The sequence below is a fragment of the Devosia aurantiaca genome (assembly GCF_011058215.1).
In the GTDB taxonomy this organism is placed as follows: Bacteria; Pseudomonadota; Alphaproteobacteria; order Rhizobiales; family Devosiaceae; genus Devosia; species Devosia aurantiaca.
This window is the reverse complement of record NZ_JAALFG010000001.1, coordinates 1,113,766-1,140,065: the sequence shown is the minus strand read 5'-3', so window position 1 is coordinate 1,140,065 and position 26,300 is coordinate 1,113,766. Positions and strand designations below refer to the sequence as shown.

Annotated in this window: 20 protein-coding genes and 7 pseudogenes; 6 read left to right on the top strand and 21 right to left on the bottom strand. The window is 61.9% G+C overall.

The genetic code is table 11. From position 1 onward, the window contains the following. Positions 1 to 54: 54 nt before the first annotated feature. Positions 55 to 816, top strand: coding sequence for a tetratricopeptide repeat protein (locus G5575_RS05840; protein ID WP_164533463.1), 762 nt, complete (start codon positions 55 to 57; stop codon positions 814 to 816). Positions 817 to 871: 55 nt separating this feature from the next. Here G5575_RS05840 and G5575_RS05835 read toward each other — a convergent pair. The 8 genes and pseudogenes from G5575_RS05835 to G5575_RS05800 form a co-directional block, all read right to left on the bottom strand. Next, positions 872 to 1,877, bottom strand: a pseudogene (locus G5575_RS05835) (type II secretion system F family protein). A 3-nt stretch (positions 1,878 to 1,880) separates the two neighbouring features. Further along, positions 1,881 to 2,852: a type II secretion system F family protein gene (locus tag G5575_RS05830; RefSeq protein ID WP_164533462.1), complete on the bottom strand. Its 972-nt coding sequence runs from the start codon at positions 2,850 to 2,852 to the stop codon at positions 1,881 to 1,883. After that, the gene (locus tag G5575_RS05825; RefSeq protein WP_164533461.1) at positions 2,849 to 4,351 is read right to left on the bottom strand and encodes a CpaF family protein; all 1,503 of its coding nucleotides are present in this window, start codon (positions 4,349 to 4,351) and stop codon (positions 2,849 to 2,851) included. Before G5575_RS05825 ends, G5575_RS05830 begins: the two co-directional genes overlap by 4 nt. A 29-nt stretch (positions 4,352 to 4,380) precedes the next feature. Continuing rightward, complete coding sequence (locus tag G5575_RS05820) at positions 4,381 to 5,655, bottom strand: AAA family ATPase (protein ID WP_164533460.1); 1,275 nt, start codon at positions 5,653 to 5,655, stop codon at positions 4,381 to 4,383. Positions 5,656 to 5,676: 21 nt separating this feature from the next. Then, positions 5,677 to 7,134, bottom strand: a complete 1,458-nt coding sequence (locus G5575_RS05815; RefSeq protein WP_207633000.1) for a type II and III secretion system protein family protein — start codon at positions 7,132 to 7,134, stop codon at positions 5,677 to 5,679. An 8-nt stretch (positions 7,135 to 7,142) separates the two neighbouring features. Beyond that, positions 7,143 to 8,084: a Flp pilus assembly protein CpaB gene (gene cpaB, locus G5575_RS05810; RefSeq protein WP_164533458.1), complete on the bottom strand. Its 942-nt coding sequence runs from the start codon at positions 8,082 to 8,084 to the stop codon at positions 7,143 to 7,145. A 161-nt stretch (positions 8,085 to 8,245) separates the two neighbouring features. Continuing rightward, complete coding sequence (locus G5575_RS05805) at positions 8,246 to 8,746, bottom strand: A24 family peptidase (RefSeq protein ID WP_164533457.1); 501 nt, start codon at positions 8,744 to 8,746, stop codon at positions 8,246 to 8,248. Between the two features lie 119 nt (positions 8,747 to 8,865). Beyond that, entirely contained in the window at positions 8,866 to 9,039 is a 174-nt protein-coding gene (locus G5575_RS05800) for a Flp family type IVb pilin (protein WP_164533456.1), read from the bottom strand. 374 nt (positions 9,040 to 9,413) lie between these two features. On the opposite strand from G5575_RS05800, the gene G5575_RS05795 reads away from it, so the two are divergent. From G5575_RS05795 to G5575_RS05780, 4 genes are all read left to right on the top strand, one after another. Further along, complete coding sequence (locus tag G5575_RS05795; RefSeq protein WP_164533455.1) at positions 9,414 to 9,857, top strand: pilus assembly protein N-terminal domain-containing protein; 444 nt, start codon at positions 9,414 to 9,416, stop codon at positions 9,855 to 9,857. Positions 9,858 to 9,941: 84 nt separating this feature from the next. Further along, complete coding sequence (locus tag G5575_RS05790; protein ID WP_164533454.1) at positions 9,942 to 10,502, top strand: TadE/TadG family type IV pilus assembly protein; 561 nt, start codon at positions 9,942 to 9,944, stop codon at positions 10,500 to 10,502. A 25-nt stretch (positions 10,503 to 10,527) separates the two neighbouring features. Continuing rightward, entirely contained in the window at positions 10,528 to 11,082 is a 555-nt protein-coding gene (locus tag G5575_RS05785; protein WP_164533453.1) for a TadE/TadG family type IV pilus assembly protein, read from the top strand. Between the two features lie 64 nt (positions 11,083 to 11,146). Beyond that, on the top strand, positions 11,147 to 11,764 hold the full coding sequence (locus tag G5575_RS05780; protein ID WP_164533452.1) for an HAD family hydrolase: 618 nt from the start codon (positions 11,147 to 11,149) through the stop codon (positions 11,762 to 11,764). A 38-nt stretch (positions 11,765 to 11,802) separates the two neighbouring features. Here the strand turns inward: G5575_RS05780 and G5575_RS05775 are convergent, their stop codons facing one another. From G5575_RS05775 to G5575_RS05720, 13 genes and pseudogenes are all read right to left on the bottom strand, one after another. Continuing rightward, positions 11,803 to 12,198 (bottom strand): VOC family protein, encoded by a 396-nt coding sequence (locus tag G5575_RS05775; RefSeq protein WP_164533451.1) that lies wholly within the window; start codon positions 12,196 to 12,198, stop codon positions 11,803 to 11,805. Between the two features lie 3 nt (positions 12,199 to 12,201). Next, entirely contained in the window at positions 12,202 to 12,831 is a 630-nt protein-coding gene (gene upp / locus G5575_RS05770) for a uracil phosphoribosyltransferase (RefSeq protein ID WP_164533450.1), read from the bottom strand. Between the two features lie 11 nt (positions 12,832 to 12,842). Beyond that, a pseudogene (locus tag G5575_RS05765) lies at positions 12,843 to 14,059 on the bottom strand (phosphopentomutase). 3 nt (positions 14,060 to 14,062) lie between these two features. Beyond that, positions 14,063 to 15,375 (bottom strand): annotated as a pseudogene (gene deoA / locus G5575_RS05760) (thymidine phosphorylase). Continuing rightward, positions 15,375 to 17,753, bottom strand: a complete 2,379-nt coding sequence (locus G5575_RS05755; protein WP_164533449.1) for an aldehyde dehydrogenase family protein — start codon at positions 17,751 to 17,753, stop codon at positions 15,375 to 15,377. Before G5575_RS05755 ends, deoA begins: the two are co-directional and overlap by 1 nt. 9 nt (positions 17,754 to 17,762) lie before the next feature. Beyond that, entirely contained in the window at positions 17,763 to 18,752 is a 990-nt protein-coding gene (gene deoC, locus G5575_RS05750) for a deoxyribose-phosphate aldolase (RefSeq protein WP_164533448.1), read from the bottom strand. A gap of 41 nt (positions 18,753 to 18,793) precedes the next feature. After that, positions 18,794 to 19,205: pseudogene (locus G5575_RS05745) on the bottom strand (cytidine deaminase). 2 nt (positions 19,206 to 19,207) lie between these two features. Continuing rightward, entirely contained in the window at positions 19,208 to 20,209 is a 1,002-nt protein-coding gene (locus G5575_RS05740) for an ABC transporter permease (RefSeq protein WP_164533447.1), read from the bottom strand. Then, positions 20,209 to 21,305: pseudogene (locus tag G5575_RS05735) on the bottom strand (ABC transporter permease). Before G5575_RS05735 ends, G5575_RS05740 begins: the two are co-directional and overlap by 1 nt. A gap of 113 nt (positions 21,306 to 21,418) precedes the next feature. Next, positions 21,419 to 22,965 (bottom strand): annotated as a pseudogene (locus G5575_RS05730) (ABC transporter ATP-binding protein); the annotation flags it as partial. 24 nt (positions 22,966 to 22,989) lie between these two features. After that, a pseudogene (locus G5575_RS05725) lies at positions 22,990 to 23,990 on the bottom strand (BMP family lipoprotein). A gap of 191 nt (positions 23,991 to 24,181) precedes the next feature. After that, positions 24,182 to 24,304 (bottom strand): hypothetical protein, encoded by a 123-nt coding sequence (locus G5575_RS20990; RefSeq protein ID WP_267911592.1) that lies wholly within the window; start codon positions 24,302 to 24,304, stop codon positions 24,182 to 24,184. 105 nt (positions 24,305 to 24,409) lie between these two features. Then, positions 24,410 to 24,874, bottom strand: coding sequence for a CoxG family protein (locus G5575_RS05720; RefSeq protein WP_164533446.1), 465 nt, complete (start codon positions 24,872 to 24,874; stop codon positions 24,410 to 24,412). A gap of 178 nt (positions 24,875 to 25,052) precedes the next feature. On the opposite strand from G5575_RS05720, the gene G5575_RS05715 reads away from it, so the two are divergent. Beyond that, positions 25,053 to 26,279 (top strand): cell surface protein, encoded by a 1,227-nt coding sequence (locus tag G5575_RS05715; RefSeq protein ID WP_164533445.1) that lies wholly within the window; start codon positions 25,053 to 25,055, stop codon positions 26,277 to 26,279. The last annotated feature ends 21 nt before the right edge of the window (positions 26,280 to 26,300 follow it).

Below are 26,300 nucleotides of genomic sequence, written 5' to 3'. Positions count from 1 at the left end.
GATCTATTGCTTGGGCAAGACTTTAGAGTGGCGCTTTTCGCCTGGAGGCTCGCCATGTCCCACCCGTACCGGATTGCGCGGACCCTGCTTTTGGCCGGTGTGGCCGCTATCGCCCTTTCCGCCTGTGCCTCCAATCGCGGGCAGCTCGGCAGCACCGATTATGCGGGCATGCCGGCAGCGCAGGCGCAGTCCAATCTTGGCCAGCTCACCGAGCGCTATCGCCGCAATCCCAAGGACCGCGTGGTCGCCATCCAGTATTCGGCGGCGCTGCGCGCTGCCGGGCAGCCGACGCAGGCCGCGGCAGCACTCGAGACGGCGATGATGGCTTATCCCAAGGACATTGCGGTTAGTGTCGCCTATGGCAAGGCGCTGACGGCGGCAGGACGTTTCGATCAGTCGCTGACGGTTCTGGACAATGTGATCCGCCCCGATGCGCCGGACTGGAATGCACTTTTGGTTAAGGGCGCGACGCTCGACCAGATGGGGCGCAATGACGAGGCTCGCCGGCTCTATGCACAGGCAGCGACGATTGCGCCTGGCGAGGCGTCGATCGAGACAAATCTGGGGCTTTCCTACGCCATGACCAACGAGTTGCCGCGCGCCGAGCAGCATTTGCGCCGGGCGGTCGGCATGCAAGGCGCCAATACGCAGACGCGGCAGAACCTGGCTCTCGTCGTGGGTCTGCAGGGCCGGTTCGACGAGTGCCGCCAGATCTATGCGGCCGAGTTGCCGCCGGAGCAGGTTGAAAGCAACATGGCCTATGTTCGGGCGCTGCTGACCCAGAAGAACCGCTGGGACCTGATCGAACAGGGTTGAACGCAAGCTCGAAGAATCAAAAGGCCCGGATCTGATTCGGGCCTTTTGTTTTGGCTCAGCCGCCGCTGCCGACAGTGTTGGCGACGGATCCTGCAAAGACCTTGATCATCGCCGGCGACAGGATGACGATGAACAGCACCGGCAGGAAGAACAGGATCAGCGGCACGGTGAGCTTGGGCGGAAGGGCCGCGGCTTTCTTTTTCGGCTTCCATCATGCGCGACTCGCGGCCTTCCTCGGCCATCACACGCAGGGCCTGACCGACGGAAGTGCCGTAGCGATCGGCCTGGATCAGGGCGGTCATCACGGCGCGGACACCGTCAAGGCCGGTACGGCGGCCGAGGTTTTCGTAGGCGCGGGTGCGATCTTCGAGGAAGCTGAGTTCAGCCATGGTCAGCGTCAGCTCTTCGGCGAGTTCAGCGCTCTGGTTGCCGATTTCCTTAGCGACGCGCTTGAAGGCGTGTTCCATGGACATGCCGGATTCAACGCAAAGCAGCAGCAGGTCGAGCACGTCGGGCCAGGCGCGGCGGATCGAGGCCTGGCGCTTCTGCGTCTTGTTGCGCAACATAATCGTGGGCAGATAGACGCCGACCAAGCCGGCGCCAATGGCATAGACAAGGTTGAGATAGGCGGGGCGATCGCCGGGCGCAAGAACGAGAAGATAGACCGCCGCCAGCGTGAAGACCACGATCGGGGTGGCGAAGCGCTGGAACAGGAATTTGGTCAGCTCCGCTTGGCCGCGCAATCCGGCCATAGCGAGTTTATCGACGGTATTTTCGTCCTGGAACGCTTTTTTGAGATCGAAGCGATCAACCGCGTTTTTCATGTAGGACTTGGCTTCGGTGCCGCGGCGAATAGAGCGCGCATCCTGCACCGCTCCACCGCGCAGGCGGGCCATTTCCTCGGCCCGCATCTTGTCGCGTTCGACGGCGACGCGCTTGATGCGGGTCTTGAGTTCGCGCTTGCCGATCAGCGACGAGCCAAAGGTGAAGACCACCGCGGCCGCCGAGATGGCGGCGAGCACGGCGATCAGGAATTCGCGGGAGGTGATCGTCTCGATCATGGGTCAGATCTCGAACTTGACCATGCGGCTCATCACAAAAATGCCGCTGGCCAGCATGAGGATGCCGATGGCAAGACAGATATTGCCAATGGGCGTCGTGATGAGCGGCAAGAGATAGGCCGGGGATACGATCGAGACCAGCGTTGCCACGACGATTGGAAGCGAACCGATAATGCCCGCCGAAGCCTTGGCTTCGGAAGACATGGCCTTGACCTTCTGCTTCATTTTCTTGCGGTTGCGCAGCACGCGGGCAAGGTTGCCCAGGGCTTCGCTCAGGTTACCGCCGGACTGCTGCTGCACCGAAATCACGACCACGAAGAAGTTGACCTCAGGCAGCGGCACGCGTTCGAGCAGAACCTGCACGGCCTCCGTCATGGACATGCCGAAGCTTTGCTGATCAAGGACGCGGCCGAATTCGGATTTTACCGGCTCCTTGGTGTCCTTGGCGACGACGCGCATGGAGTCGTTGAGCGGCAGGCCGGTCTTGACGCCGCGCACGATGGCTTCGATGGCGTTGGGCAATTCGTCCAGAAACCGGCTCTGATACTTGGCGCGCTTGCGCTTGACCCACATGCGCGGCAGCAAGTACCCGCCGGCCACGCCGAAAATGGCGGCGAAATAGAACGGCACCTGCACCACAACCAGAACGACGAACAGCACGGCGCCGAAGATCACGCTGTTGCGGATAAAGGTTGCGGGCTTGATGGTCAGGCCGGCCTGAAAAATCAGGTCCGGCAAGGTGACGCGCTTCTTCTCGTTGAGCTCCGCAGTCTGGGCTTTCAGCACCTGCTGCACGGACTTGCGGCGGCTGTCGCGCGTGCGGGTCACGTCGGCTTCACGGCGATTGGCGCGGATATCGCCCTGGAAGGCCTTCTTGCGCTGCTCGGCTCGCTTGTTGGGCAAGGCGGCAGGCACGAGCGCAAAGGTTGCCGCGCCGACCGTGATTATCGCCAGAACGAGCAGCATCAAGTTCATGCGCTGGTACCCAGAATGGCGTGCTCGTCGGTATTGGCCTTTTCAAGCGCCTCGACGAGGTTCGCCTCTTCGTTGAAATAGCGGGCGCGCTCGGTAAATTGCGGCTTGGTGATGCCGGTGGAGCGGTGCTTGCCAATCAGCATGCCGTTCGAATCTTCGCCCAGGATGTCATAAACGAAGACGTCCTGCGTGACGATCACATCGCCTTCCATGCCCAGCACTTCGGTGATGTGGGTGATGCGGCGCGAACCATCGCGCAGGCGGGCGGCCTGGACGATGACGTCGATCGAGGACACGACCATTTCGCGGATGGTGCGGCTCGGCAGCGAATAGCCGCCCATGGTAATCATGGATTCAAGACGGGAGAGGGCTTCGCGCGGGCTATTGGCGTGGAGCGTGCCCATGGAGCCGTCGTGGCCCGTGTTCATGGCCTGGAGAAGATCGAAGCTCTCCGGGCCGCGGACTTCGCCGACGATGATGCGTTCGGGACGCATACGAAGGCAGTTCTTGATGAGATCGCGCATGGTGATCTCGCCTTCGCCTTCGAGATTAGGCGGGCGGGTTTCGAGGCGCACGACATGCGGCTGCTGGAGCTGAAGTTCGGCAGAGTCTTCGCAGGTGATGACCCGCTCGTCCTTTTCGATGAAGGCGGTGAGGCAATTGAGCAGCGTCGTCTTGCCCGAACCGGTACCGCCGGAGATCAGCACATTGGCGCGCACGCGGCCCAGAATGCGCAACACTTCGGCGCCTTCGGGCGAGATCGAACCGTATTTGACCAGCTGCTGGAGGGTCAGCTTGTCCTTCTTGAACTTACGGATGGTGAGCGCGGCGCCATCGATGGCTAGCGGAGGCGCGATGACGTTGACGCGGGAGCCGTCCGGGAGGCGCGCGTCGCAGATGGGCGAGCCTTCATCGACGCGGCGGCCGACCTGGCTCACGATGCGCTGGCAGACATTCATCAGATGTGCGTCGTCGCGGAAGCGCACATTGGTGAGGCGCACCTTGCCACCGACTTCGATGTAGCACTTTTGGGAGCCGTTCACCATGATGTCGGCGATGTCGTCCCGCGCCAGCAGCGGCTCGAGCGGGCCATAGCCCAGCACGTCGTTGCAGATGTCCTCGAGCAGGTCTTCCTGCTCGGAAATCGACATGACGATGGACTTGAGCGCGATGATTTCCGAGACGATGTCGCGGATTTCCTCACGCGCCGATTGCGTGTCCATGGTGGCAAGCTGCGACAGATCGATGGAGTCGATCAGCGCGTTGAAGATCGCCGACTTGGTCTGGAAATAGGCCTGGGCGCGCTGCGCGTCGGCGGGCGCGCGAACGTCGAGCACTTCGTCAGTGGTGCGCATGCGCGCGCCCATGGCGTCATTGTCGGTAGCGCGGCGCTGCGCTGGTGCTGCCGATGGAGGAGGCGCGGCGGGACTGGGGATCGGACGCGGTATCTCGCCGACCCCGGGTGTGTTGCCGCCAAAAGTGGTGCGCTTGCCAAACATATGCTTCGTCCTTCGCGCCTAGGCCGCGCTCAAGCCCGCTTCCGGAACAGGGAGGGGAGCTTGAGCAGGCTGGCGGATTTGCCAGCGCCATGGCCAGGAGACCGTCCGGTCACCTGCATGCCGATGGCGTTGAAGATGTCGTTGACCTTGTTGTTCGCCGAGACCTCGGCGATCATCTGGCCGTTGTTTGCGGCGGTACCGAACAACGCCGCATCGAAACCGATCTGGCCGATAAGGCTGCATTCGACCGAGGTGGCGAACTCCCCTGCCCCGATTTCCGGGCGGCGCGGGATGCCTTGCTTGTTGATGATGAGCTTGGGCGCCGCTTCGGTCGGGCGCATGGCCTTGACCGCATCGGCAATGTTCTTGGCGTTGCGGAGACTGGCAAGATCGGGCTCGGCGACGATCACCACTTCATCGATCGACGACAGCGTCTGACGGGTCCAGGCGCTCCAGACATGGGGAATGTCGAGGATGATCACCGGCACCGACTTCTGGCAGATTTCGAGCACCTGCTCGAAGTCGCGTTCCTCGAAGTCCCAAGTCCGCTCCAGCGTGGCGGGTGCGGTCAGCAAGTTAATGTGGTTGGCAGCCTTGCTCATCAACCGGTCCAGCATGGTCTGGTCGACCTTCTGGTTGGCGAGAAGCGCATCGGCGAGGCCGTGCGGCGGGTCCTGGTTGAAGTTGAGACCGGCGGTGCCGAAGGCCAGATCGAGGTCGACGATCAGACAATCCTGGCGCAGCGTCGTGGCAATTGCCCAAGCGACATTGTGCGCAATCGTCGAACCCCCTGCCCCGCCCTTGGCGGAGATGAAGCCGACCGTGCGGCCGATAGGGTCGGCCCCATCGGAGGCGTAAAGCTCGGTAATGGCGCTGACGATATCCTGCGAGGTGGCGGGCAGGACGATATATTCGGAAATACCCGAGCGGATCAGCTCGCGATACAGCAGTACATCGTTGACGTGTCCGAGGACGATGACGCGGGTGGAGGCATCGCAGACTTCGGCAAGACGGCTGAGGGCGTCCGGGATCTGGTCCGGCGGCAGGCCGGTTTCGACGATGATGAGGTTGGGCGTCGGGTTGGACTTATAGGTCTCGACCGCGCCTTCGACGCCACCATTATGCGTCGTTAAGGCAACCTTGGACATGCGGCGGTCAAAGGCTGCGCTTTCCACCAGCTGGGCGGTCTGCGAATTTTCGCAGAAAGCCTGGATGGTGATGCGCGGCACGAGGCGGGCGCCGGTTGCGATCTCGGCGGCAGGCTCTTCGATCTTGGTCGGCTGTTCGGGGGTAAGGAAACTCATCAAACTACTCCTTCGCAGCGATCAATCGAGCGCAAAGCCGACCGAGCCGGAGAACCCGCCCCGGATCTCGCCGGTAGCACCGACCCCGTAACGCTTCTCAATGGCGCCGAGGAAAAACGCCTCGGCATCATCGGCGATGTAGGACTTGTCAGTAGGCACAGGGATGGCATTTGCCGGGGTCGTGGGCTGGACGAGGTAAGGCGTCACGAGAATCACGAGCTCGGTTTCCTGGCGGCGATAGGCATTGGAGCGGAACAGTGCGCCCAGGATCGGGATGTCGCCGATGCCAGGAATCTGGTCGACGGAGCGGCTGGCGCTTTCGCTCAGCAGGCCACCGATCGCCAGGGTCGAGCCTGCCGGCAGTTCGACCGAAGTCTTGACGTCGCGCGTCGTCAGCGCTGCCGCCGTGCCGGCCTGCAGCTCGGACACTCCGGTGTCGATGGTGAGCGCCACCTGACCGTTGCGGCGAACGGTTGGGGTGAAAGCGAGCTGAATACCGTATTGCTTGTACTGGATCGAAGTGCCGTTGATGCTCGATGTTTGGATCGGGATTTCGCCGCCGACGAGGAACTCGGCAGGCTGGCCGGACATGGCTGTCAGTGTTGGTTGTGCCAGGAGGCGCAGGGCACCGCGGTTTTCAAGCGCACGGATACCAGCATTGATCTGGACGCTGTCGCCCAGCGGGAAGGAGCCACCGATACCGTTGGATACGCTGGTCTGGGTGCTGTTGAAGCCAAAGGTTGAATTGCCCAGCGTGACCGTGCCGGAAAGATTGATGCCGAGTTGCTTGGCGACGTCGCGGCGAATTTCGGAAACGGTGACCTGCAGCATGACCTGTTGCGGTCCGGTGACCTCGATGATGGGGCTGCCGGTCGGGCCGTCGCTTTCGGAGAGCTGGGACGCCATGGCTTCGGCGACTGCCTTGTCCTCGGCGCTGTTTACCGTGCCGGTGAGAACGAAGTAGATCTTGTCGTTGATCGAATTGTTGGACAGCGTCTCGACCCGAATATTGGAGCCGGGAATGACACGCGCCAGGGTCGCTTCCAGCGCCCGCCCGACTTCGAGCGGCGGCTGGACGATGTTGACATCGAGGATGCTGATGGTGCGACCGGCATCGTCGATGAAGATGATATTGGTGGCGCCTTCGGCGATGCCCTGCACAATGGCGCGGGTTCGCGAGCGCATCACGCCTGCGGCGATCGATGGCTGCGAGACGACGACTTCAGCGACCCCTGCCGGCAAGTCGACGATCAGAGACTTGTTAAGCTCGATCTCGATGCTTCGCACGGCGCCATAGGCACCAGCAGAAATCGCGATCTGTGCCTCGGCCACGGGATAAGCGGGAGCAATCGGATAAGCATTGCCACCGGCATGGACTGCGGCGGGGGCTGCCGTTGCCAGGAACGCTCCCAGAGCTAGGGCGAGTGCCAGGCGCGGGCGGCTATGGCGCGTGTGAGGTTTTGCGAGTTCCATCTGCATCTTACGCCTTACTGCGGCTGAACGGTGGGCGCAGAGGGCGCCGGCTGGGTCTGGGGTTGAATGGGCGGCAGGCCGGTGTCGACCACATAAGGCTCTGCGGTGGTCGCCGGCGCGACGACGTTGCTATTGGCTGCGCTGCCGGTGACGACGCTTTGCTCGCGGCCGTAGCGGATGATGCGCACCGGCTGGTTGCTTGCGGCAATCCCCGGCGTGGGTTCGACACGGTTGAAGTCGGCGACCGAGCGCAGGGTCAGCGCCAGCTGGCCCAGTGTCGAGGCATTGATCAGCGTTTCGGCCTGGGGCGGCGTCAGCTCAAGCGTTGCGATGGTAGAATCGTCGAATGTCTGCGGCACGGGGCTCGTACCGTCGCCTTCCACATTGCCGCCGGTTGCGCCCATTTCGCCCAGGCGCTTGCCTATGGCGAGGACGCGAACGTCGGAAAGAATGACTTCCGAGCGCTGGCCGGTCTCGGTGGACGTCGTCAGCACCACGTCGACATGGTCATTGGGGACGACAAAGCCGCCGGCGCTGGAGGTGGCGGTCACGCCAACCGAGACGCCGCGCTTGCCTTCGCTGAGGACGGCGGAGAGATAGCCCTGATCGGACCGCACGAGCTTGGCCTCGCGGATCGGTTCGCCGGGGAAGAATTCAAAGCGCGCGACAGCTCCAGTGAGATCGACCGGTGCGTCGGGCATGGCGGCAATGGTCACATATTCCGGCCGCAGCGCCGATTCCGGCCATTCCTGCCATTCCAGCGTTTCGGCAGTCAGCCGCTCGCCCATGCCGATCGGCGTTTTGGCGACAAGAACCTCGGTCTTGGCTTCCTGAACGACCTCGGTGACGACCTGCGTGTCCGTCGCGGGTGAACTGCCGCCTCGCATCACGAGGATTGCAGCAAGCCCACCGGCCACAAGAGCCACCAACAACAGGATAATACGCGCCGGCCTCATGACCACTCCGGTTGTACGAGAGGGCAAATTGCGCCCAGTTCCACCGGCTTAACTATGAAAGGAAAGGGTCAAGGTTTAGTTAATCAGCACTTTGCAGAATGCGTTAACAACTTCTGAATACTCGCATTTTGCGAGGCGTGCCGGCTAAGCGACAAACGAATTCAGGCAGTCAGCCGTTCAAAGATCGCAGAGTTCGAGTAGATGATCATGCCGGCAGCAGCGAGCGCGATGCCATAAGGCACGCCTTCCTTGGGGTTGTGAAGGCGCGTCAGCCAGGGGAAGCGGGCAATCATCGGGGTCAGGGGCACGCTGCGCAGCGACAGGATCGCGAGGGTCAAGAGGCCGCCAAGGAGGGCCGCGTTGACCAGGTATTGCAGGGTCAGGCCAAAGCCGAGCCACAGCGTGGTCGCGGCAGCCAGCTTGGCGTCGCCGCCGCCGATCCAGCGCATTGCAAACATGCCGAAAGCAACAACCAGCACGACGGCCCCGGCCAGAAGATGCATGCCCAATTGTTCGATGGGCAGTTGAACGACGAGCGCCATGACGGCAAACCCGGCGACCAGCAAAAGCACCAGCTTGTTGGAAATGCGCATGGTCAGAAGGTCCGACGAGGCGGCCCAGGCCATGATGGCGGGGAAGAACAGGAGTGCCAGACTGGACATTGCGGTTTCAAACATTGACCCGGCCGCAAGCATATGTGGACAGGGTTAAGGAAACGACAAGCACCAAAGCAAACGGGGAGGCTGAAGCCTCCCCGTCCAAACTGCGACCTCGACCGCGATTAAACGGCGGCGTTGTTGAGGCGGGTGGAAATACGGTTGAAGAGGTTGCTGAGGTTGCCACCCAGAGCGGTAGCAGCAGCAATGATAGCTACGGCGATGAGTGCGGCGATCAGACCGTACTCGATTGCGGTTGCGCCTGACTCGTCCTGCGCAAAACGTGCGAAAATTTTCATACCCAGGCTCCTATTTTTTGAACGTCCTCGAGTGACGTCGCTGAACGGTCACGCATCGAACATGTCCTGAAGGCTAAACGTCACACGTTGAAATAGCGTTAATTGGCGGAAGGTTCAGAACCAGGTAGAGAGGGAGATTTTTCTTCGTTTGCAAGGCTCTACCAAGAAATATTGCAATTTATCTATCTGATTGGGAGCTAATAATTACACTAATCACTTCATTAGTTGTTTCATGTCCCGTAAAATCTGAAGCGACCACTTTTATAATAAGAATTAAACCTTGAAGTCGCCTCCAGAGCCAAGTGGAGGGCGTTTGCCAAACATTTACCATTCGCATGGAAGCTAGGCGCTACCTGTACCCGTGGATGCGTGCCATGTCCCGTCGCCTTGCCGCCATCGTTGTTGCTCTCGGCCTCGCCCTACCCATGCCCATCCAGGCCCAGGACGGCGCGCCGGTCAGCGTCAATGTGAACATGGCCCGCGTGCTGCGCATCAGCGCTCCGGCAGCAACGGTGATCGTCGGCAATCCCGGCATTGCGGACGTGACCATCCAGGACCCGCTGACCTTGATCCTCACCGGCAAGAGCTACGGCCAGACCAATCTCATCGTTCTCAATACCGCCGGCGAGCCAATTGCCGATACGCTGGTCGAAGTGGTGCAGATGCAGGCCGGGATCATGACGGTCTACCAGGGCCAGGCGCGCACAACGCTCTCCTGCGCGCCGGTGTGCCAGCCGGTTGTCATGATGGGTGACGATACGGGGTTCGCGAGCGAGACCCTTGCCTCGTCGCAACTGGTCCAGTCTGCAGCCAACTAAGACTCTTAACCTCGCGTTTACCGGCGGGGCAGACTTCCCGTTGCTCATAACCTTTGATTAGGCATGGCGGCCTAGCCTCGAAACATGATCGAGGCCTTCGCCAATTATTTGAGAAGCTTTCGCCGCCGACCGGGCGCTTTTGCGCGTGACGAGCGTGGTGTCACGGCTGTCGAATTTGCGCTCCTTGGCCTGCCGTTCTTCACCTTGATCGGCGCGATCCTCCAGACAGCGATGATTTTTCTGGCCAGCCAAGTGCTGGAAAGCGCCGTGAATGACACCGCGCGCGAGCTTCGCACGGGGCAGTTGCAGCAACGGAGCGCCACCGTCGAGACGTTCCGTACCGAAGTTTGTAACCGGCTTTACGGGCTCTTTCCGGGCTGTGCCGGCCTCCACGTGCGGGTGACGACCGTCACGGACTTTCAGTCTGCAACCACTGTCGCACCCGTCGATCCAAATTGCAGGGCCCCGTGCGATTGGACGACGTCGGAAGCTTACGTCAATCCGGGCGGCCAAGAGGTCGTGCAGGTTCAGGTGCATTACCGTTACCCCTTGTTTCTGAGCTTCGGCCCGCTCGGCATGTCCAATATGGGAGATGGCCGGCGCCTGATGGGATCTGCCACCGTGTTCAAGACCGAGCCATTTTAGCCATGATGGGACCGGTTGAGGCATGATGAGCCAGTTACGGCGCCTTGCCAGATCGCAAAGAGGTGCCGCAGCGGTCGAGTTTGCGCTGATCATGCCGATCATGCTGGCGGTCTATATTGGTTCAGTCGACGTCAGCACGCTGATCATCATCGATCGCAAGATACAATCGGCTGCCGGCGCTGTCGGTGACCTTGTGGCGCGATCTGACGGTGAAGTTCTGACCCGGGATCTTAAGGACTACTTCCGCGCTGCCAGCGGCATCATGACCCCGTACTCCTCGCAAGACGTAAAGCAGGTCGTAACGGCGGTCCGCGTCGACAGCACAGGCAAGCCAACAATTGCCTGGCAAAGCAAGTACGAACGCGGGACATATTCAACTGTCGGGGCAAGCGTGCCGCCGAAAGCATTTACACTCCCTGCCGAAATGATTGCCATTGCCAAGGGGCAGATGGTGATCGCTGCCGAGGCAAGTTACACCTTTACGCCGCTCTATGGCTTTGTCATCGGCCAGAAGATCAACCTTTACCGCTCCAACTTCTTCATGCCGCGCTTCGAGGGCGAGATCAAACTCGTGCCCTAGTGCGCTTGCCGGGCCCCGGCGCCATGCGACAAGCCGGGACCTCCTCCGGACCGGCATTGCGCATATGAACGATACCATTATTCCCGTTTTCGACCTGGGCGGCGTCTTCGTCGACTGGAACCCCGTCTACCTCTTCCGCAAGCTGTTCGAGACCGAAGAAGAGGCGATCTGGTTTCACCAGACCATCTGCACGTCGGATTGGAACCTCGAATTCGACGCCGGCGAAATCTATGCCGAAGGCGTCGCCAAGCTGGTGACGCGATTTCCCAAATATTGGCGCGAGATCAAGGCGTTCGACGAGCGCTGGACCGAAACCTTCGGGCCATTTATCCAAGGCACAATCGATATTCATAACGAGCTGATCGAGCAGGAAATCCCGACCTTTGCGATCACCAACTTTTCCTGGGAAAAGTGGATGACCCGATTAGGCGAATGGCCGTTCCTCGAAAAGTTCGATGGCGTCATCGTTTCCGGGCTCGAAGGCCTGGTGAAGCCCGATCCGCGCATCTATCGCGTGTTCTGCGAACGCTACGGTTTCGCGCCGGAATCCTGCGTCTTCATCGATGACAGCGAGCCCAATATCGTGGCGGCGCGCAAGTTCGGGATGCACGGCATCCATTTCCGCGAGCCCGCGGAGGTGCGCAAGGAGCTGATCGCGCTGGGGCTGCCGCTCAAGGCTTGAAACACAAAACCCCGGAGCGATCCGGGGTTTTCTTTACGTTATTGGAAGCGTCCGCCTTTTTGGATGACTTCGATCTTGTAGCCATCCGGATCGGTGGCGAAAAAGAAGCGGGCCACGGGCACGTTGCCGTTCTTGAAGTCGACCACCTTGCCGACCGTGAAACCCTCAGCCGTGAAACGCTCGTGCTCCGCCTGAAGGTTGTCGACGACGACGGCCAGGTGCCCATAGCCGTCGCCAAGCTGATACGGCTCGGTGCGGCCGTGATTGATGGTGAGCTCGAGTTCGAAGCCATCGAGCTCGTGGGCCATGTAGACCAGCGTAAAGTCGGCAAATTCCAGGCGATTGACTATTTCGAGGCCGAAGGCGCGGCGGTAGAAATCGACGGAGCGCGCTTCGTCGATCACCCGGATCATCGTATGGGCTAGCTTTGCCATGGCTTACTTGGTGCCATACATGCGGTCGCCGGCGTCGCCGAGGCCCGGGATGATATAGCCCTTCTCGTTGAGATGGCTGTCGATCGAGGCGGTGAACACCGGCACATCGGGATGGGCCTTATTGAAGCGCTCGATGCCCTCGGGCGCGGCGAGGAGGCAGAGGAAGCGGATATTGTTGGCGCCGCGCTCCTTGAGCTTGTCGATGGCGGCGGTGGCCGAATTGGCGGTTGCCAGCATCGGGTCGACGACGATGATCAGGCGGTCTTCGAGGTTGGACGGCGCCTTGAAATAGTATTCGACCGGCTCCAGCGTTTCATGATCGCGGTAAATGCCGATATGGGCGACGCGGGCGGCAGGAACGAGGTCGAGCATGCCATCGAGCAGGCCGTTGCCGGCGCGCAGGATCGAGGCGAAAACCAGTTTCTTGCCCTTGATCGAGGGCGAATCCATCTGCGCCATCGGCGTCTCGATGGGGATCATTTCGAGTTCGAGATCGCGCGTGACTTCGTAGCACATGAGGTGAGCGATCTCGCGCAGGAGGCGCCGGAAGCCGGCGATCGAGGTCTCCTTGTTGCGCATGATGGTCAGCTTGTGCTGGATCAGCGGGTGATCGATGACGGTTGCGTTGCTCATGTGATCACCTCTTAAAGGAAACTCTTGCCGTGGCGGCCGGGGGCGAGGCCGAGCCAATGGGCTATGCTCTCACCTATATCAGCGAAGGTAGGGCGAATGCCAATCTCCCCGGGCGGCAGGGCTGGGGAAAAACCAGGATCGGGATCTGCTCGCGCGTATGGTCGGTGCCCGGCCAGGTCGGGTCGTTGCCATGGTCGGCTGTGAGGATCAGGAGATCATCGTGCCGAAGCTTGCTGATGACCTCAGGCAGGCGGCGGTCGAACAGTTCGAGCGCGGCGGCATAGCCGGGGACATCGCGGCGGTGGCCGTATTCTGAGTCGAAATCGACGAAGTTGGTCATGATGAAGGCGCGGTCGGCGGCCATTTCCATGGCCACGAGCGTGCGATCGAAGAGCTGCGGGATGCCGGTGCCCTTGAGTTTGTGGGTAACGCCGGAGCCGGCATAGATGTCCGAGATTTTGCCGACAGCATAGACCTGATTGCCGGCGGCTTGATTGCGATCGAGCAGCGTCGGTTCCGGTGGAGAGATGGCAAAGTCGCGACGGTTGCCGGTGCGTTTGAAGTCGGTTGCGTCGTTGCCGATGAACGGGCGGGCGATGACGCGGCCGATATTGAGCGGCTTGGTCAGCTCGAAGGCGATTTCGCAAAGCTTGTAAAGCCGATCGAGGCCGAAATGGCTTTCGTGCGCCGCGATCTGGAACACCGAGTCCACCGAGGTGTAGCAGATGGGCTTGCCGGTTCGGATGTGCTCCTCGCCCATCGCGGCGATGATGTCTGTGCCCGAGGCATGCTTGTTGCCCAAAATGCCAGGGAGATTGGCACGGCGTACCAGTTCTTCGACAAGCTCGGGCGGAAAAACCGGCTCGCTCTGCGGGAAGTAGCCCCAGTCGAAGGGGACCGGCACGCCGGCAATCTCCCAATGCCCAGAGGGCGTGTCCTTGCCGCGCGAGACTTCGCGGCCGACACCAAAACGGCCGCCTTTCGGCGTGCCGGACAGGCCGGGCGGAAGGGTGCTGGTGGAGAGTTTGACGGCAGCGCCAAGACCCATGGCGTCCATGTTGGGGACGTGAAGCGGACCGGCGCGAAGTCCGTCGCGATCGGCGCGACCATCGGCAGCCCATTCGGCGATGTGACCGACTGTGTTCGCGCCCTGGTCGCCGTAGAGATTGGCATCGGGTGCGCCGCCGATGCCGACGCTATCGAGGAGGCAGACGATTGCGCGGGGCATGGGTTATTCCGTGGACCGAATGCGGTCGTACACAATAGTCGGATCGGGTACATCGGTCCCGATCCGATAGGCGGCTTTAATTCGTCGCTCCGCCTCGTCGGCCGCTGCCGGATCGTTGGCGTGCATTCGAGCTATGGGCACACTGTTGCGACCAACCGAGCGCCAAAGCGGCGCTAGATTGTCGAAACCCACTGCATGGTCGATCTTATCTTCTGGCCGGGTTCTGCCTCCGCCAAGGACTACCACAGCCATGCCAACAGCGTGCGTATCTATTGCAGCGATTTGTCCATCTTCGTCCGGATAGATCTCCCGAACAATGGTCGCCTGCGGCAAGTATTTATCCATGCGTTCTATAAAGTCTCGAGGCCCCCGAGGCCAGCTACCATACGCCCGAAGCGCTCGGCCGGCTCTCCGCTGCCAATTTTGTCTGCAATTTTGGTGGGAGCATCTAGCACTCCCACTAGGTCGGCGAGTTCCGTGCAAAGACTATAGGTTACGTCAAATAGCCTATTGTCTACGCCATTTCCCGTCAGGAATTCGACGGCATTGCGGACTTCGAGCCCGTTGCCGGCGGCACTAGCCAGCGGCTCGTTCATGTCAGTGATGAGGGCGCTGGTGGGGAGCCCGGCGCCATTGGCGACATCGACGAGGCTCTGCGCCAGTTCGCGCGATTTTTCGAGCGTCGGCATGAAGGCACCCGAGCCGGTCTTGACATCGAGCACCAGCGCGTCGAGGCCCGCCGCGAGCTTCTTGGACAGGATCGAAGCGGTGATCAGCGGTATCGACTCGACCGTGCCGGTGACGTCGCGGATGGCGTAGAGGGTCTTGTCGGCCGGCGCCAAGTCCGCCGTCTGGCCGATGATGGCGCAGCCGGCTTCGCGCACGACCTTGCGGAAGAGGTCGTTGTCGGGGCTGGTCTGGTAGCCGGGGATGGCGTCGAACTTGTCGAGCGTCCCGCCGGTGTGGCCAAGGCCGCGACCCGAGATCATGGGCACGTAGATGCCCATGGCGGCAAGGATCGGCGCCAGCATCAGCGAAACGTTGTCGCCGACGCCGCCGGTCGAGTGCTTGTCGGCGACGGGGCCATCAAGATCGGACCAATCGAGCACCGTGCCACTATCGCGCATGGCAAGGGTCAAGGCGACGCGCTCGGGCATGGTCATGTCACGGAAATAGGTGGCCATGGCAAAGGCCGCGGCCTGGGCATGGGAGACCGTGCCGGAAGCAAAGCCACCAATGAACTGGCGGATCTCGTCCGCAGCCAGTTCCTCGCCGTTCCGCTTCCTGATGATGACTTCTTGGGGAAGAAAAGCCATCACGCCCCGTAGGGGATCCAGACGTTTTTGACCTGTGTCGCCTTGCCAAGGAAATAGTCGCCGGCAAAGCAAGGGTCGGCGAGGTCGTAGTCGAGGCCGCGGCTGGTCCAGGTCTGCTTGAGGTTGCCGGTAGAGGATTTCTCGACCATGGCGGAGCCTTCGGCCGAACCCATGAACCAGAGCCCGTCGACGCCGTCGTGCTCGGCCAGGGTCTTGGCTAAAGCGACACCCTCGCCGGTGACGATGTTGACAACGCCAAAGGGCATGTCGGAGGTTTCGAGCACCTGGTAGAAGTCGGTGATCGAGAGCGGCGCACGAGCAGAGGGGACCAGCACAACCGTGTTGCCCATGGCGATGGCCGGCGCGAGGAGCGCGATCGAGCCAAGCAAAGGCTGCCTCTCGGGCGCGACGATGCCGAGAACGCCGAGCGGCTCGATCATGGCTGCGGCGACGGCTCGCATCGGCGGATTGTGCACGGCGCCATCATATTTGTCGGCCCAGCCGGCAAAGGCGAAGAGGCGTTCGATGGACGCTTCGACTTCGGCCGTGCCATCTTCGCCGGTCTGCGCCTCGATGCGGGCAGCGAATTCGGCGCGACGATAGTCGAGGTTTTCGGCAAGGAAGTAGAGGATTTGGGCGCGCGAATGCGCGGCGGTCGTGGCCCAGCCGGAGGCGGCGCGGGCGGCCTCCACGGCGTTACGGATGTCCTTGCGGTTGCCGTCGCCGACTTCGCCGATGCTGGTGCCATCGGGTGCGAGCACGGGGCGATTATAGCCGCTGTCGGGACGGGCTTGCTTGCCGCCGATATACATTTTGGCGGTCTGGTCCAGGGGGACGGCGTCGAGGGGGTTTGCCCGACCTCGTGGTTCGACAAGCTCACCATGAGGTCTCACGACGCCTGGCTGTAAATGCTTTTCCCATTTCGGCTTAAGATAAGCGCCCATGCCTTCGCGGCCGCCTTCGCGACCAAAGCCGGATTCCTTATAGCCACCGAAGCCGACGGCGGCGTCGAACTGGTTGGTGCCGTTGATCCAGATCACGCCGGCCTTGAGCTTGGGTGCGATGTCGAGGGCAAGATTGATGTTCTCGCTCCACACAGTGGCGGCGAGACCGTAGCGGGTGTTGTTGGCCAGTTGCACCGCTTCTTCGGGCGTGCGGAAGCTCATGGCAACAAGAATAGGGCCAAAAATTTCTTCGGCCACCAGTGAGTTGGCGGGCGAAACATTAGTGACGAGCGCGGGTTTCAGGAAGCAGCCCTGGGCCGGCACCTCGCCATCGGGCTCATAGACATGGGCGCCTTCGGCGACGCCGCGCTTCATCAGGTCGCGGATGCGCTCGACCTGCACCGGGGCAACCATGGCGCCGATATCGACGGATTTGTCGAGCGGATCGCCGACACGGAGATTGGCCATGCGGGTCCTCACCTTGGCGATGAAGCGCTCTTCGATCGATTCCTGCACCAGGAGGCGCGAGCCAGCGCAGCACACCTGGCCCTGGTTGAACCAGATCGCTTCGACAAGACCTTCGACGGCGCTGTCGAGGTCAGCGTCCTCGAAGACGATATAGGGCGACTTGCCGCCCAGTTCGAGCGACAGGCCCTTGCCCGAACCGGCGGTGGCGGCGCGGATGATCTTGCCGACTTCGGTTGAGCCGGTGAAGGCGATCTTGTCGACGTCAGGATGGTTGACCAGCGCCGCACCGGTATCGCCCTCGCCGGTGACGATGTTGACAACGCCCTTGGGCAAGCCGACGCGGTCGCAGATGTCGGCGAAGAGCAGCGCGGTAAGGGAGGTGAACTCGGCGGGTTTGAGGACCACCGTGTTTCCGGCAGCAAGGGCCGGGGCGATCTTCCAGGCCAGCATCAAGAGCGGAAAATTCCAGGGGATGATCTGGCCGCAGACACCGTAGGGAACGTGGTCGGGAAACTGGCTGGCCAGATGCGTTGCCCAGCCCGCATGGTGGTAGAAATGCCGCGCCACCAAGGGAATATCGGCGTCGCGCGACTCGCGGATCGGCTTGCCGTTGTCGATGGTTTCGAGCACGGCGAAAAGGCGCGCGTGCTTTTGGATCATGCGGGCGATGGCGTAGAGGTATCTTCCGCGCTGATATCCGGGAAGTGCGCTCCAGGCCGGAAAAGCGGCGCGGGCGGCGGCGACGGCGGCGTCCACATCTGCTGTGGTACCATTGCTGATGTCGGCGAGGTGCGTTCCGTTGGCCGGGTTGGTGCTGGCAAAAGTCTTGCCGGGGGCAGTCCAGGCGCCATCGATGAAGTGGCCAAACTTGCGGTTCTTGCTGTCGAGCCAAGAGTTGGCCTGCTCGGCGGACTCCGGCGCCGGGCCATAGTCGAGCGTGTCGAAGATTTGGGCGATCTTGTTCATGTCAAATCCTCAAACCAGCGGCTGGCGATAGTCGGCGGCATAGTGGCCGGTGAGGCCGTGTTCGAGCTGGCGCTCGATATCGGTCAGAAGGCTCGAGGCGCCGAAGCGGAAGAGGTGCGGCTGCAGCCATTTGGTGCCGAGCTCTTCCTTCATCAGCGCCATGTATTTGAGCGCGTCGCCCGCGGTGGCGATGCCGCCGGCCGGCTTGTAGCCGATCTCGATGCCGGTCTCTTCGGCGAACCAGCGGATCATGCGGATCATGGTCAGCGAGGTGACGAGATTGGCGTTGACCTTTTCCTTGCCGGTCGAGGTCTTGATGAAGTCGGCGCCGGCCAGCATGCAGACGAGCGAAGCCTTGGCTATGTTGGTTTGCGTGGCGAGTTCGCCGGTGCCGAGGATGGTCTTGATATGGGCGTCGCCGCAGGCCTTGCGGAAGGCGCGGACCTGGTCGTAGAGCGCCTGCCAATCGCCGCGCAGCACCATGCCGCGTTCGATGACGATGTCGATTTCCTCGGCCCCGTCTTCGACCGACATTTCAATTTCGCGCAGCTTGGTTTCGACCGGGGCCAGTCCGTGCGGGAAGGCGGTGGAAACGGCGGCGACCGGAATGCCGGTGCCGTCCAGCGCTTCAACGGCGGTCTTGACGAAAGAGTGGTAGACGCAGACGGCGCCCGGAAGTATGCGGCGGTCGGCCATGCCGAGCTCAGCGAGGATTTCGCGGCGCACCGGGTGGCGTGCCTTGGCGCAGAGGCGCTGGACACGGCCGGCAGTGTCGTCGGCGTTGAGCGTCGTCAGATCGATCAGCGTGATGGCTTTCAGCAGCCAGGCGAGCTGATGGTCTTTCTTGACGGTACGGCGGGCGCCGATGGTCCCGGCGCGGCGCTCGAGGGCGGAACGGTTCATGCGTACGCGGCCGACCCAATCAAGGTCGAGCGGGAAGCCGGGATTACGCCGATGCGTGGGCGCGGCGACGCTGTTGTCGACGACCTTCAAACTCATATCTGTCCTCCACTGCGGTGGATTGGCCGGTGATCCGGCTCTTACTTGTTCAAGAACTCGGGGCCGAAACTGTGGGGGAGAAGTTGCCCCAGAGTTTGGACCAAAGGTTGACCATCGACGCCGTGCGAGACGATTTCGACGTCGAGATCGGCGAATTCGCGGATGCGCTGGCGGCAGCCGCCGCAGGGCGTGACCGGCATGGCGCCAGGACCGGTTACATAAATGCGCTTGATGCGCTTGCCGCCGCCCGCCAGCCAGCATGGCAGCGATGGCGCTGGGCTCGGCGCAGTTGCCGACAGGATAGGCGGCGTTCTCGACATTGCAGCCGGCATAGATCTTGCCGTCATCGGCAAGGATGGCGGCGCCGACCTGAAAGTTCGAATAGGGCGCATAGGCGCGGGCGCGCACGGCTTCGGCGGCAGCGAAGAGGTCGGCATCCTGGGGATGGCTCACGCTCACCGCTCCTTGACGTAGGGAATGCCCGAGGCCTTAGGCGCGATGGCGCGACCGATGAAGCCGGCAAGGAGAATGATGGTGAGAATATAGGGCAGCATCTGGATAAATTGCACCGGCACCTGGCCGACCACGGCGAAGTTGATGCCCTGAAGACGGAACTGAAGTGCGTCGAGGAAGCCGAAAAGCAGGCAGACGAGGAGCGCCGGCCATGGACGCCACTTGGCAAAGATCAGCGCTGCGAGCGCGATATAGCCGCGGCCATTGGACATGTCGGGCGTAAAGCCAGCCGACTGGGCGATGGAGAGGTAAGTGCCGCCGATGCCGACCAGAACCGCGGTGATGACGAGAGCCTGGTAGCGCAGCAGCGTCACCGAGATGCCGGCGGTATCCAAGGCCTTGGGATTTTCACCAACGGCGCGCAGGCGCAGGCCGAAACGGGTGCGAAACAGCACGAAGGCGGTGAGTGGCACGGCGAGGAAGGCAAAATAGGTCAGGATATTCTGGCCCGAGATCAGCTCGGAATAGATCTCGGCCGGAATGCGCAGCAGCGCGTTGTTGTCCGGGTTGTCGGCGAAGGCGCCGAGCTCGGCGGCGTAGGGCCACTGAATGGGGCTAAGGCGCTGCGGCCCGGTGAGTGGCGGAGTTTCGCCGCCGCGACCGAACCAGGACTGGCCGAGAAAAGCGGTGAGACCGGCCGCAAGGAAGTTGAGAGCAACGCCGGAAATAGTCTGGTTGCCGCGAAGGTTGATCGAGGCGAGGCCATGAATGCCGGAAAAGGCCATGGCGACGCCGACACCAGCAAGAAGACCGATCCAGGGATTGCCGGTGACCGCGGTCGCGGCGGCGGCGCCGAAGGCCGAGCCCAAAAGCTTACCCTCAAGGCCGATGTCGACGATGCCGGCGCGCTCGGAATAAAGGCCGGCAAGGCAGGCGAGCAGCAGCGGGATCGAAAGACGGATGGTGGAATCGAGGATCAGCACCATGTCGAAGAAGAACTGCATCACTTGGCCTCCGCCGACGAGAAGCGCCCGAACAGGCGCTCCAGCGGAATGCGCAGCATGTCGCCCATGGCGCCGGTAAAGAGGATGACCATGGCCTGGATGGTGACGATCATGTCGCGGGTGACCGAGGGCATCGAGAATGCCAGTTCGAGCCCGCCCTGGGTCAGTGCACCGAATAGGATTGCCGCAAGGCCGACGCCGACGGGATGGGCGCGGCCCATGAAGGCGACGGCGATGCCGACGAAACCGGCGCCACCGACGAAGTTGAGGATGAGGCGGCCTTCGGCGGCCCCGCCCGTGTGGTTGACGGCGACGAGGCCGGCCAGGGCGCCGGAGATCGCCATGGTGATGATGATCATCTTGAAATGGAAATGCCGGCATAGCGGGTGGCGGTGGGGTTATGGCCTAGGGCGCGCATGGCGTAGCCGAACTTGGAGCGCCAGACGAGCCAGTAGAAACCCACCAGCGTGCCAATGGCGACGAAGATCGTGAGGTTGGCCGGGGCGCTGCCGAAGAAGGGAATGAAGTCGCGGAGGCGCGGGATGCGCGAGATCATCTCGATCGGCGCGCTCTCGTCGGACTGCACGCCGGCGGGACGCAGGATGCGCGAGATGATGAAGTTCATCAGCGGCGTGGCGATGAGATTGAAGAGGATGGTGGTGATGACGATATGGCTGCCGCGCTTGGCCTGCAGCACGCCGGGGATCAGCGCCCAGAGGGCACCGAAGGCTGCGCCGCCGATGATGAAAAGCGGAAACATCAGCGCCCAATGCATGCCATTGAGCGGCAGGGCGATGAGGATGACGCCCAGGCCGCCGAGATAGGCCTGGCCTTCGGGGCCGATATTGAACATGCCGGCGTGGTAGGCAAGCGAGACGGCGAGGCCGGCGAAGATGAAATCGGTGGTGTAGTACAGCGTATAGCCGAAACCGCGACCGCTGCCGAAAGCGCCGGTCAGCATGATGTTGAGCGCTTCAAGCGGGTTCTGACCGACGGCAAGAACGATGAGGCCGCCGATTATGAAGGCCAGAAGGACGTTGAGGAGCGGCAGCAGGGCGACATCGACCCAGAGCGGCAGCGGTACGCGCGTGCTCATGGCGAGACGTCCTTGCTGGAATTGTCTTTGGGGCTGAACTCGGTGAGCGTGCGCTCGACCGGGGTCACGTGCTCGGGCATGGTGCCGGGGCCAGGCGTGCCGCCTTCGCGAGTAACGCCAGCCATGAGGAGGCCGAGCGCGCCTTCATCGGCGGTGGCCGGATCGGCTTCGCCGACGATGTGCCCATCAAACATAACGAGGATGCGGTCCGAGAGCGAGCGGATTTCATCGAGTTCGACTGAGACGAGGAGGATGGCCTTGCCCTCGTCGCGCATCTTGATGATTTCGTTGTGGATGAATTCGATAGCGCCGATATCGACGCCGCGGGTCGGCTGGCCGATCACCAGAACGTCGGGATCGCGCTCCATTTCGCGCGCCAGCACGATCTTTTGCTGATTGCCGCCGGAGAAGTTGGCGGTCTTGAGTTCGGCATTGGTGGGCCGGATGTCGAACTTGGCGATGTGCTCGCGCGCCGCCGCCTTGGCGTCGGCAATGGAGAGGCCGGGGCCGCCGCCATACTTGTCCTGATAGCCGAGAACAGTGTTTTCCCAGGCTTGAAAATTGGTGACGAGACCCATGCGCAAGCGGTCTTCGGGCACGTGGGCGAGGCCGGCAGCGCGGGCGCGGGCAGCGCCGTCATCACCTTCGAGCGAGAGCGCCTGGCCGTTGAGGTAGACGGTGCCGGAGGTCTGGTCGCGCATGCCGGTGATGGCTTCGAGAAGCTCGCTCTGGCCATTGCCGGAAACGCCGGCAAGGCCGACAATTTCGCCGGCACGCACGGAAAAGCTCACATCCTTGACGCGCGGGATCTTGAAATCGTCGGCAACGACGAGGTTCTTGACTTCGAGCATGACCTTGCCGGGCGCAGCTTGGTCCTTTTCGACGCGCAAGAGGACGCGGCGACCGACCATGGCTTCGGCAATTTCGGCCGGCGAGGTCTGGGCAGTTTCGAGGGTCTTGACCATGGCGCCCTGGCGCATGACCGAGACTTCGTCGGTAATGGCCATGATCTCGCGCAGCTTGTGCGTGATGAGAATGATGGTCTTGCCTTCGTCGCGCAGGGTGCGGAGGATGCGGAACAGGTGATCGGCCTCGGCGGGTGTCAAAACGCCGGTAGGCTCGTCGAGAATGAGGATTTCGGCGCCTCGATAGAGCGCCTTCAGGATTTCGACACGCTGCTGCTGGCCGACCGAGAGATCCTCGATAATGGCATCGGGATCGACCTCGAGGCCGTAATCCTTGGCGAGGGCGCGCAGCTGTTCGCGCGCGCGGCGCAGCGAAGTGTCGAGCAGGCGCGAGTCCTCGGCGCCCAGAACGATGTTTTCAAGGACGGTAAAATTTTCGACCAACATGAAATGCTGGTGCACCATGCCGATGCCGAGCGCCAAGGCGTGGCGGCTGTCGGTAATGGCGTGGGGGTGCCGTTGACGAGGATTTCGCCGCTATCGGCGGTGTAGAAGCCATAAAGGATCGACATCAGCGTCGATTTGCCGGCGCCGTTTTCGCCGACGATGCCGTGCACCGTACCGCGACGGACAAGGAGGTCGATGTCCTTGTTGGCGTGGACCGGACCAAAATGCTTGTTGATGCGCCGCAGCTCGATGGCCGGAGACGCTGCAGCGACTGTTTCCAGTCGCTGCGATGATTGCTTGGTGACCATCAGGGGATCAGTTCCGACCCTGCATCAGACCGGGCAGGCCTGATCGGTGCGGTAGTCGTGAACTTCGAGCTCGCCGGCAATGATCTGTGCCTTGGCGGCTTCAACGGCGGTCTTCATCTCGTCGGTGATGAGCGAGGCGTTGTTGTCGTCGAAAGCGGCATCGACGCCATCTTCGGCAAGGCCGAGAACGATGGTGCCGGCAGACCAGGTGCCGTTCTGTTCGTCCATGAAGGCGTTGTAGGTGGCAACGTCGACGCGCTTGACCATCGAGGTCAGGACCGAACCGGGATAGAGGTGGTTCTGGTTGCTGTCGACGCCGATCGAGAACTTGCCGGCGTCGGCTGCGGCCTGCAGCACGCCTGCACCGGCACCGCCGGCAACCTGGTACACAACGTCGGCACCCTGGTCGAGCTGGGACTGGGCGACTTCAACGGCGCGCGGGCGATCGTTGAAGGCGTCAAAACCGGTGCCGATATAGGTTTCGAGGACGTTGATGTCGGGGTTCACCGCGACGGCGCCCTGCTTGTAACCGCAAGCAAAGGCTTCGAGCAGATCGAGATTGAAGGCCGGGACGACGCCGATGGTGCCGCTTTCGGACTTCATGGCGGCGAGCATGCCGACGAGGTAGGAGCCCTCCTGTTCCTTGAACAGAACCGAGCGCACGTTGGGCAGATCGACGACGGCGTCGAGGATAACGAAGTGCGTGTCGGGGAATTCGGGGGCCACGGTTTCAAGCGCGGTCACGAAGTTGAAGCCCGGGGTGACGATGGGGAGTAACCACGCTCGGCGAACTGGCGCAGGAACTGTTCGCGCTGGGCGTCGCTCGAAATTTCGAGTTCGCCGAAATTGCCGCCGGTCTCGGTCTTCCACTGGGTCGCGCCGTTATAGGCAGCTTCGTTGAAGGACGCGTCGAACTTGCCGCCGCCATCATAGATCACGGCGGGATCGGCGAAGGCAGCGCCGGCAAGAACCGCGCTCAGCGCCACGCCGCCAGCGATGGCCTTGGTAAGTTTGGAAATTGTCATTGTTTTATCTCCCTGTATCGCGACGCCGCAAAGGCCAGAGCCCTCTAAGCCGCCTGCGCTAGCTGGCGATAAAATCGTGCAATGACGCCCTTCGCAAGAGGGGAGGCGCGATATTTTTCCGGTTGGTCAAATTTGAGGTGCACTGCCGCAGATGCAGGCAGCTTTCGCCCACAATAGGGGCAAGCCGCCCGCTACCAGCGCGCCAGCATCGCCTCGAACAAACGGCCGAAATCGAGGTCGGCATAAAGCGTGACGAGCACGGCAAGCGCGGCAATGACGTAAAGAGCAATGCTGTCGCGAGACTGAGTGGTCATGGTGCAATTTGAGATAAATTGGAAAGGTCGGATTTATCTCTAACGCAGCGGCAGCGGCGAAATCGTGGCGCAGCAAAGGCGAATTTTGCTATGGTTAGCAGACGGTTAAGGCGTGCCCAGCGGTTCGATCTCGGCGCCCATGGCGGTGGCAAAGCGCTCGAAGAAGCCATCGATGATGCGCTGGGCGGAATTGCCGACGATGGCCTTGCCGAGCTTCATGACCTGGCCGGAAGCGCCGCCTTCGGCGGTGAAGGCCAAAAGTGTCGCATCACCGTCATCGGCGAGGGTGATGTTGGCGGCGCCTTCCGCCATGCCCATGAGCCCGCCCTTGCCGCGGCCGGACAGCGTATAGCTTTGCGCGGGGACGACATTGGAAAGGGCCAGCTCGCCTTTAAAGGTCGGCTTGACCATGCCCAGATTGACGGTGATCGCGAGGTCGAGCGTATCGGGACCGGACCAGGCGATGTGGCTGCAGCCGGGAATGGCGGCTTTGAGGACATCGGGATTGTTGAGGGCTGACCAGACGGCGTCGCGGCTGGCGGCGATGCGATAGCGTCCACCAAAATCCATCAGCCGAACCGAGCAGCGCGCGGGGCAGAAAACATTGCCGAACCCAATCTTTACGTGCGGCTTTTGCGCACCAATATGGACTAAATAGTCGGCTGATCCACGAGTTGCAATTGTCAGGGGGACGCCAGACGCAATCTAGTTTCCAGCGGGCCGCAATCCGTTCAGCGAGGAGCCGAGCATGACCGACCAAGCCACCACCACCGCAAGCACCACGACCCAGACCACGAAGGCGCTGAGCGAGCGGCCATTGCAGTATCTGGACAAGGCGGTGGGGGCGATCCGCGAGCTTGGCATCTGGCCGGAAACGCAGGGCGAACAGCCGATTATCGGGCTTTTGGAGCAGATTACCGAGCTCGATGAAACGCGCGTCATCCTGATCGGCCGAACGCTGAGCCAGGCTTCGGCTTTCAACGAAGTGGTGCGCGAGCAGGTCGCGGCGATGAAGATCGGCGAGCGCTACGAGGACATTACCAAGGGTTTCGATTCGATCCGCGACGACGCCAAGATGCTGGTGGACCAGTTGCAGGACAACAAACTCGACTTCGGCGAGCGCGTGCAGAATGTCTGGATGAAAGTCAGCCGCGGCGACATCGCGACGCGCTTCAACTCGATCCGCGACACGTATCTCGCGGTCAACCGGGACACCAAAGACCAGATCGACCGCGAACACACGATCCTCGAGGCCTATCGCGATTTCCGTGGCGCGCTCAAGCAGGCCGAAGTGATGGCACTCGAAGTGCTGGCGACCGCTGAAAAGCACCTCGAAGAGAAGAAGAACGTCCTTCAGGGATCAGCGAACGAGCTGGCCGCCTACACCGGCACCATTCCGGCGGACCGGGCGCGTCTCGAGATGGCGCGCGACGAGCGGTTGCGCGAGATGCAGAACGAGGAAAAGCGCTACCAGATCGCCAAGGATCTGGCCGACAACCTCACCATTTCCTACAACACGTCCGAAGTCGTAATGGCGCGGCTGATGCAGACCACCAATGCCAAGGAACGCGTCTACCAGCAGTCGATCTCGTTCTTTTCGACCAACGAGACGGTGCTGACGGCGCTTTCCGCATCGTTTACCGGCATGTTCGGGCTGCATGAATCGACGGCTACGCTCAATGCCATGAAGGAGGGCATGAGCAAGTCGCTCGAAACGCTTTCCGAGATCGGCGACCGGGTGCAGGAAGAAGCCGTGCGGGCCGGCTATGGCCCGACGGTGCGCGCCGATGCGGTCAAGAAGCTCGTCGATAGCGTCGTCAACTTCCAGGAAAAGAGCCGCACCATCATCAACGAGATGCGTGTCGCCTCGACCAAGAATTCGGCCGAAATCCGCGATGCCGTGGAAGACGGCAAGCGGCGCCTCGCAACGCTTGCGGCGGAGGGCAATGCCCTTCTGCTTGAAACCCGCAGCTAAGGGCTGGACTACCTCACCCCC

What these genes read in the sequence shown, in the direction of transcription:
- G5575_RS05790 (WP_164533454.1), top strand. Translation starts at nt 9,942, where the DNA reads ATGATCGAGGCCTTCGCCAATTATTTGAGAAGCTTTCGCCGCCGACCG.
- cpaB (WP_164533458.1), bottom strand. Translation starts at nt 8,084, where the DNA reads ATGAGGCCGGCGCGTATTATCCTGTTGTTGGTGGCTCTTGTGGCCGGT.
- G5575_RS05825 (WP_164533461.1), bottom strand. Translation starts at nt 4,351, where the DNA reads ATGTTTGGCAAGCGCACCACTTTTGGCGGCAACACACCCGGGGTCGGC.
- G5575_RS05830 (WP_164533462.1), bottom strand. Translation starts at nt 2,852, where the DNA reads ATGAACTTGATGCTGCTCGTTCTGGCGATAATCACGGTCGGCGCGGCA.
- G5575_RS05785 (WP_164533453.1), top strand. Translation starts at nt 10,528, where the DNA reads ATGAGCCAGTTACGGCGCCTTGCCAGATCGCAAAGAGGTGCCGCAGCG.
- G5575_RS05755 (WP_164533449.1), bottom strand. Translation starts at nt 17,753, where the DNA reads ATGAACAAGATCGCCCAAATCTTCGACACGCTCGACTATGGCCCGGCG.
- G5575_RS05795 (WP_164533455.1), top strand. Translation starts at nt 9,414, where the DNA reads ATGTCCCGTCGCCTTGCCGCCATCGTTGTTGCTCTCGGCCTCGCCCTA.
- G5575_RS05715 (WP_164533445.1), top strand. Translation starts at nt 25,053, where the DNA reads ATGACCGACCAAGCCACCACCACCGCAAGCACCACGACCCAGACCACG.
- G5575_RS05820 (WP_164533460.1), bottom strand. Translation starts at nt 5,655, where the DNA reads ATGAGTTTCCTTACCCCCGAACAGCCGACCAAGATCGAAGAGCCTGCC.
- G5575_RS05840 (WP_164533463.1), top strand. Translation starts at nt 55, where the DNA reads ATGTCCCACCCGTACCGGATTGCGCGGACCCTGCTTTTGGCCGGTGTG.
- G5575_RS05775 (WP_164533451.1), bottom strand. Translation starts at nt 12,198, where the DNA reads ATGGCAAAGCTAGCCCATACGATGATCCGGGTGATCGACGAAGCGCGC.
- G5575_RS05740 (WP_164533447.1), bottom strand. Translation starts at nt 20,209, where the DNA reads ATGCAGTTCTTCTTCGACATGGTGCTGATCCTCGATTCCACCATCCGT.
- G5575_RS05815 (WP_207633000.1), bottom strand. Translation starts at nt 7,134, where the DNA reads ATGCAGATGGAACTCGCAAAACCTCACACGCGCCATAGCCGCCCGCGC.
- G5575_RS05805 (WP_164533457.1), bottom strand. Translation starts at nt 8,746, where the DNA reads ATGTCCAGTCTGGCACTCCTGTTCTTCCCCGCCATCATGGCCTGGGCC.
- G5575_RS20990 (WP_267911592.1), bottom strand. Translation starts at nt 24,304, where the DNA reads ATGACCACTCAGTCTCGCGACAGCATTGCTCTTTACGTCATTGCCGCG.
- G5575_RS05720 (WP_164533446.1), bottom strand. Translation starts at nt 24,874, where the DNA reads ATGGATTTTGGTGGACGCTATCGCATCGCCGCCAGCCGCGACGCCGTC.
- G5575_RS05780 (WP_164533452.1), top strand. Translation starts at nt 11,147, where the DNA reads ATGAACGATACCATTATTCCCGTTTTCGACCTGGGCGGCGTCTTCGTC.
- upp (WP_164533450.1), bottom strand. Translation starts at nt 12,831, where the DNA reads ATGAGCAACGCAACCGTCATCGATCACCCGCTGATCCAGCACAAGCTG.
- deoC (WP_164533448.1), bottom strand. Translation starts at nt 18,752, where the DNA reads ATGAGTTTGAAGGTCGTCGACAACAGCGTCGCCGCGCCCACGCATCGG.
- G5575_RS05800 (WP_164533456.1), bottom strand. Translation starts at nt 9,039, where the DNA reads ATGAAAATTTTCGCACGTTTTGCGCAGGACGAGTCAGGCGCAACCGCA.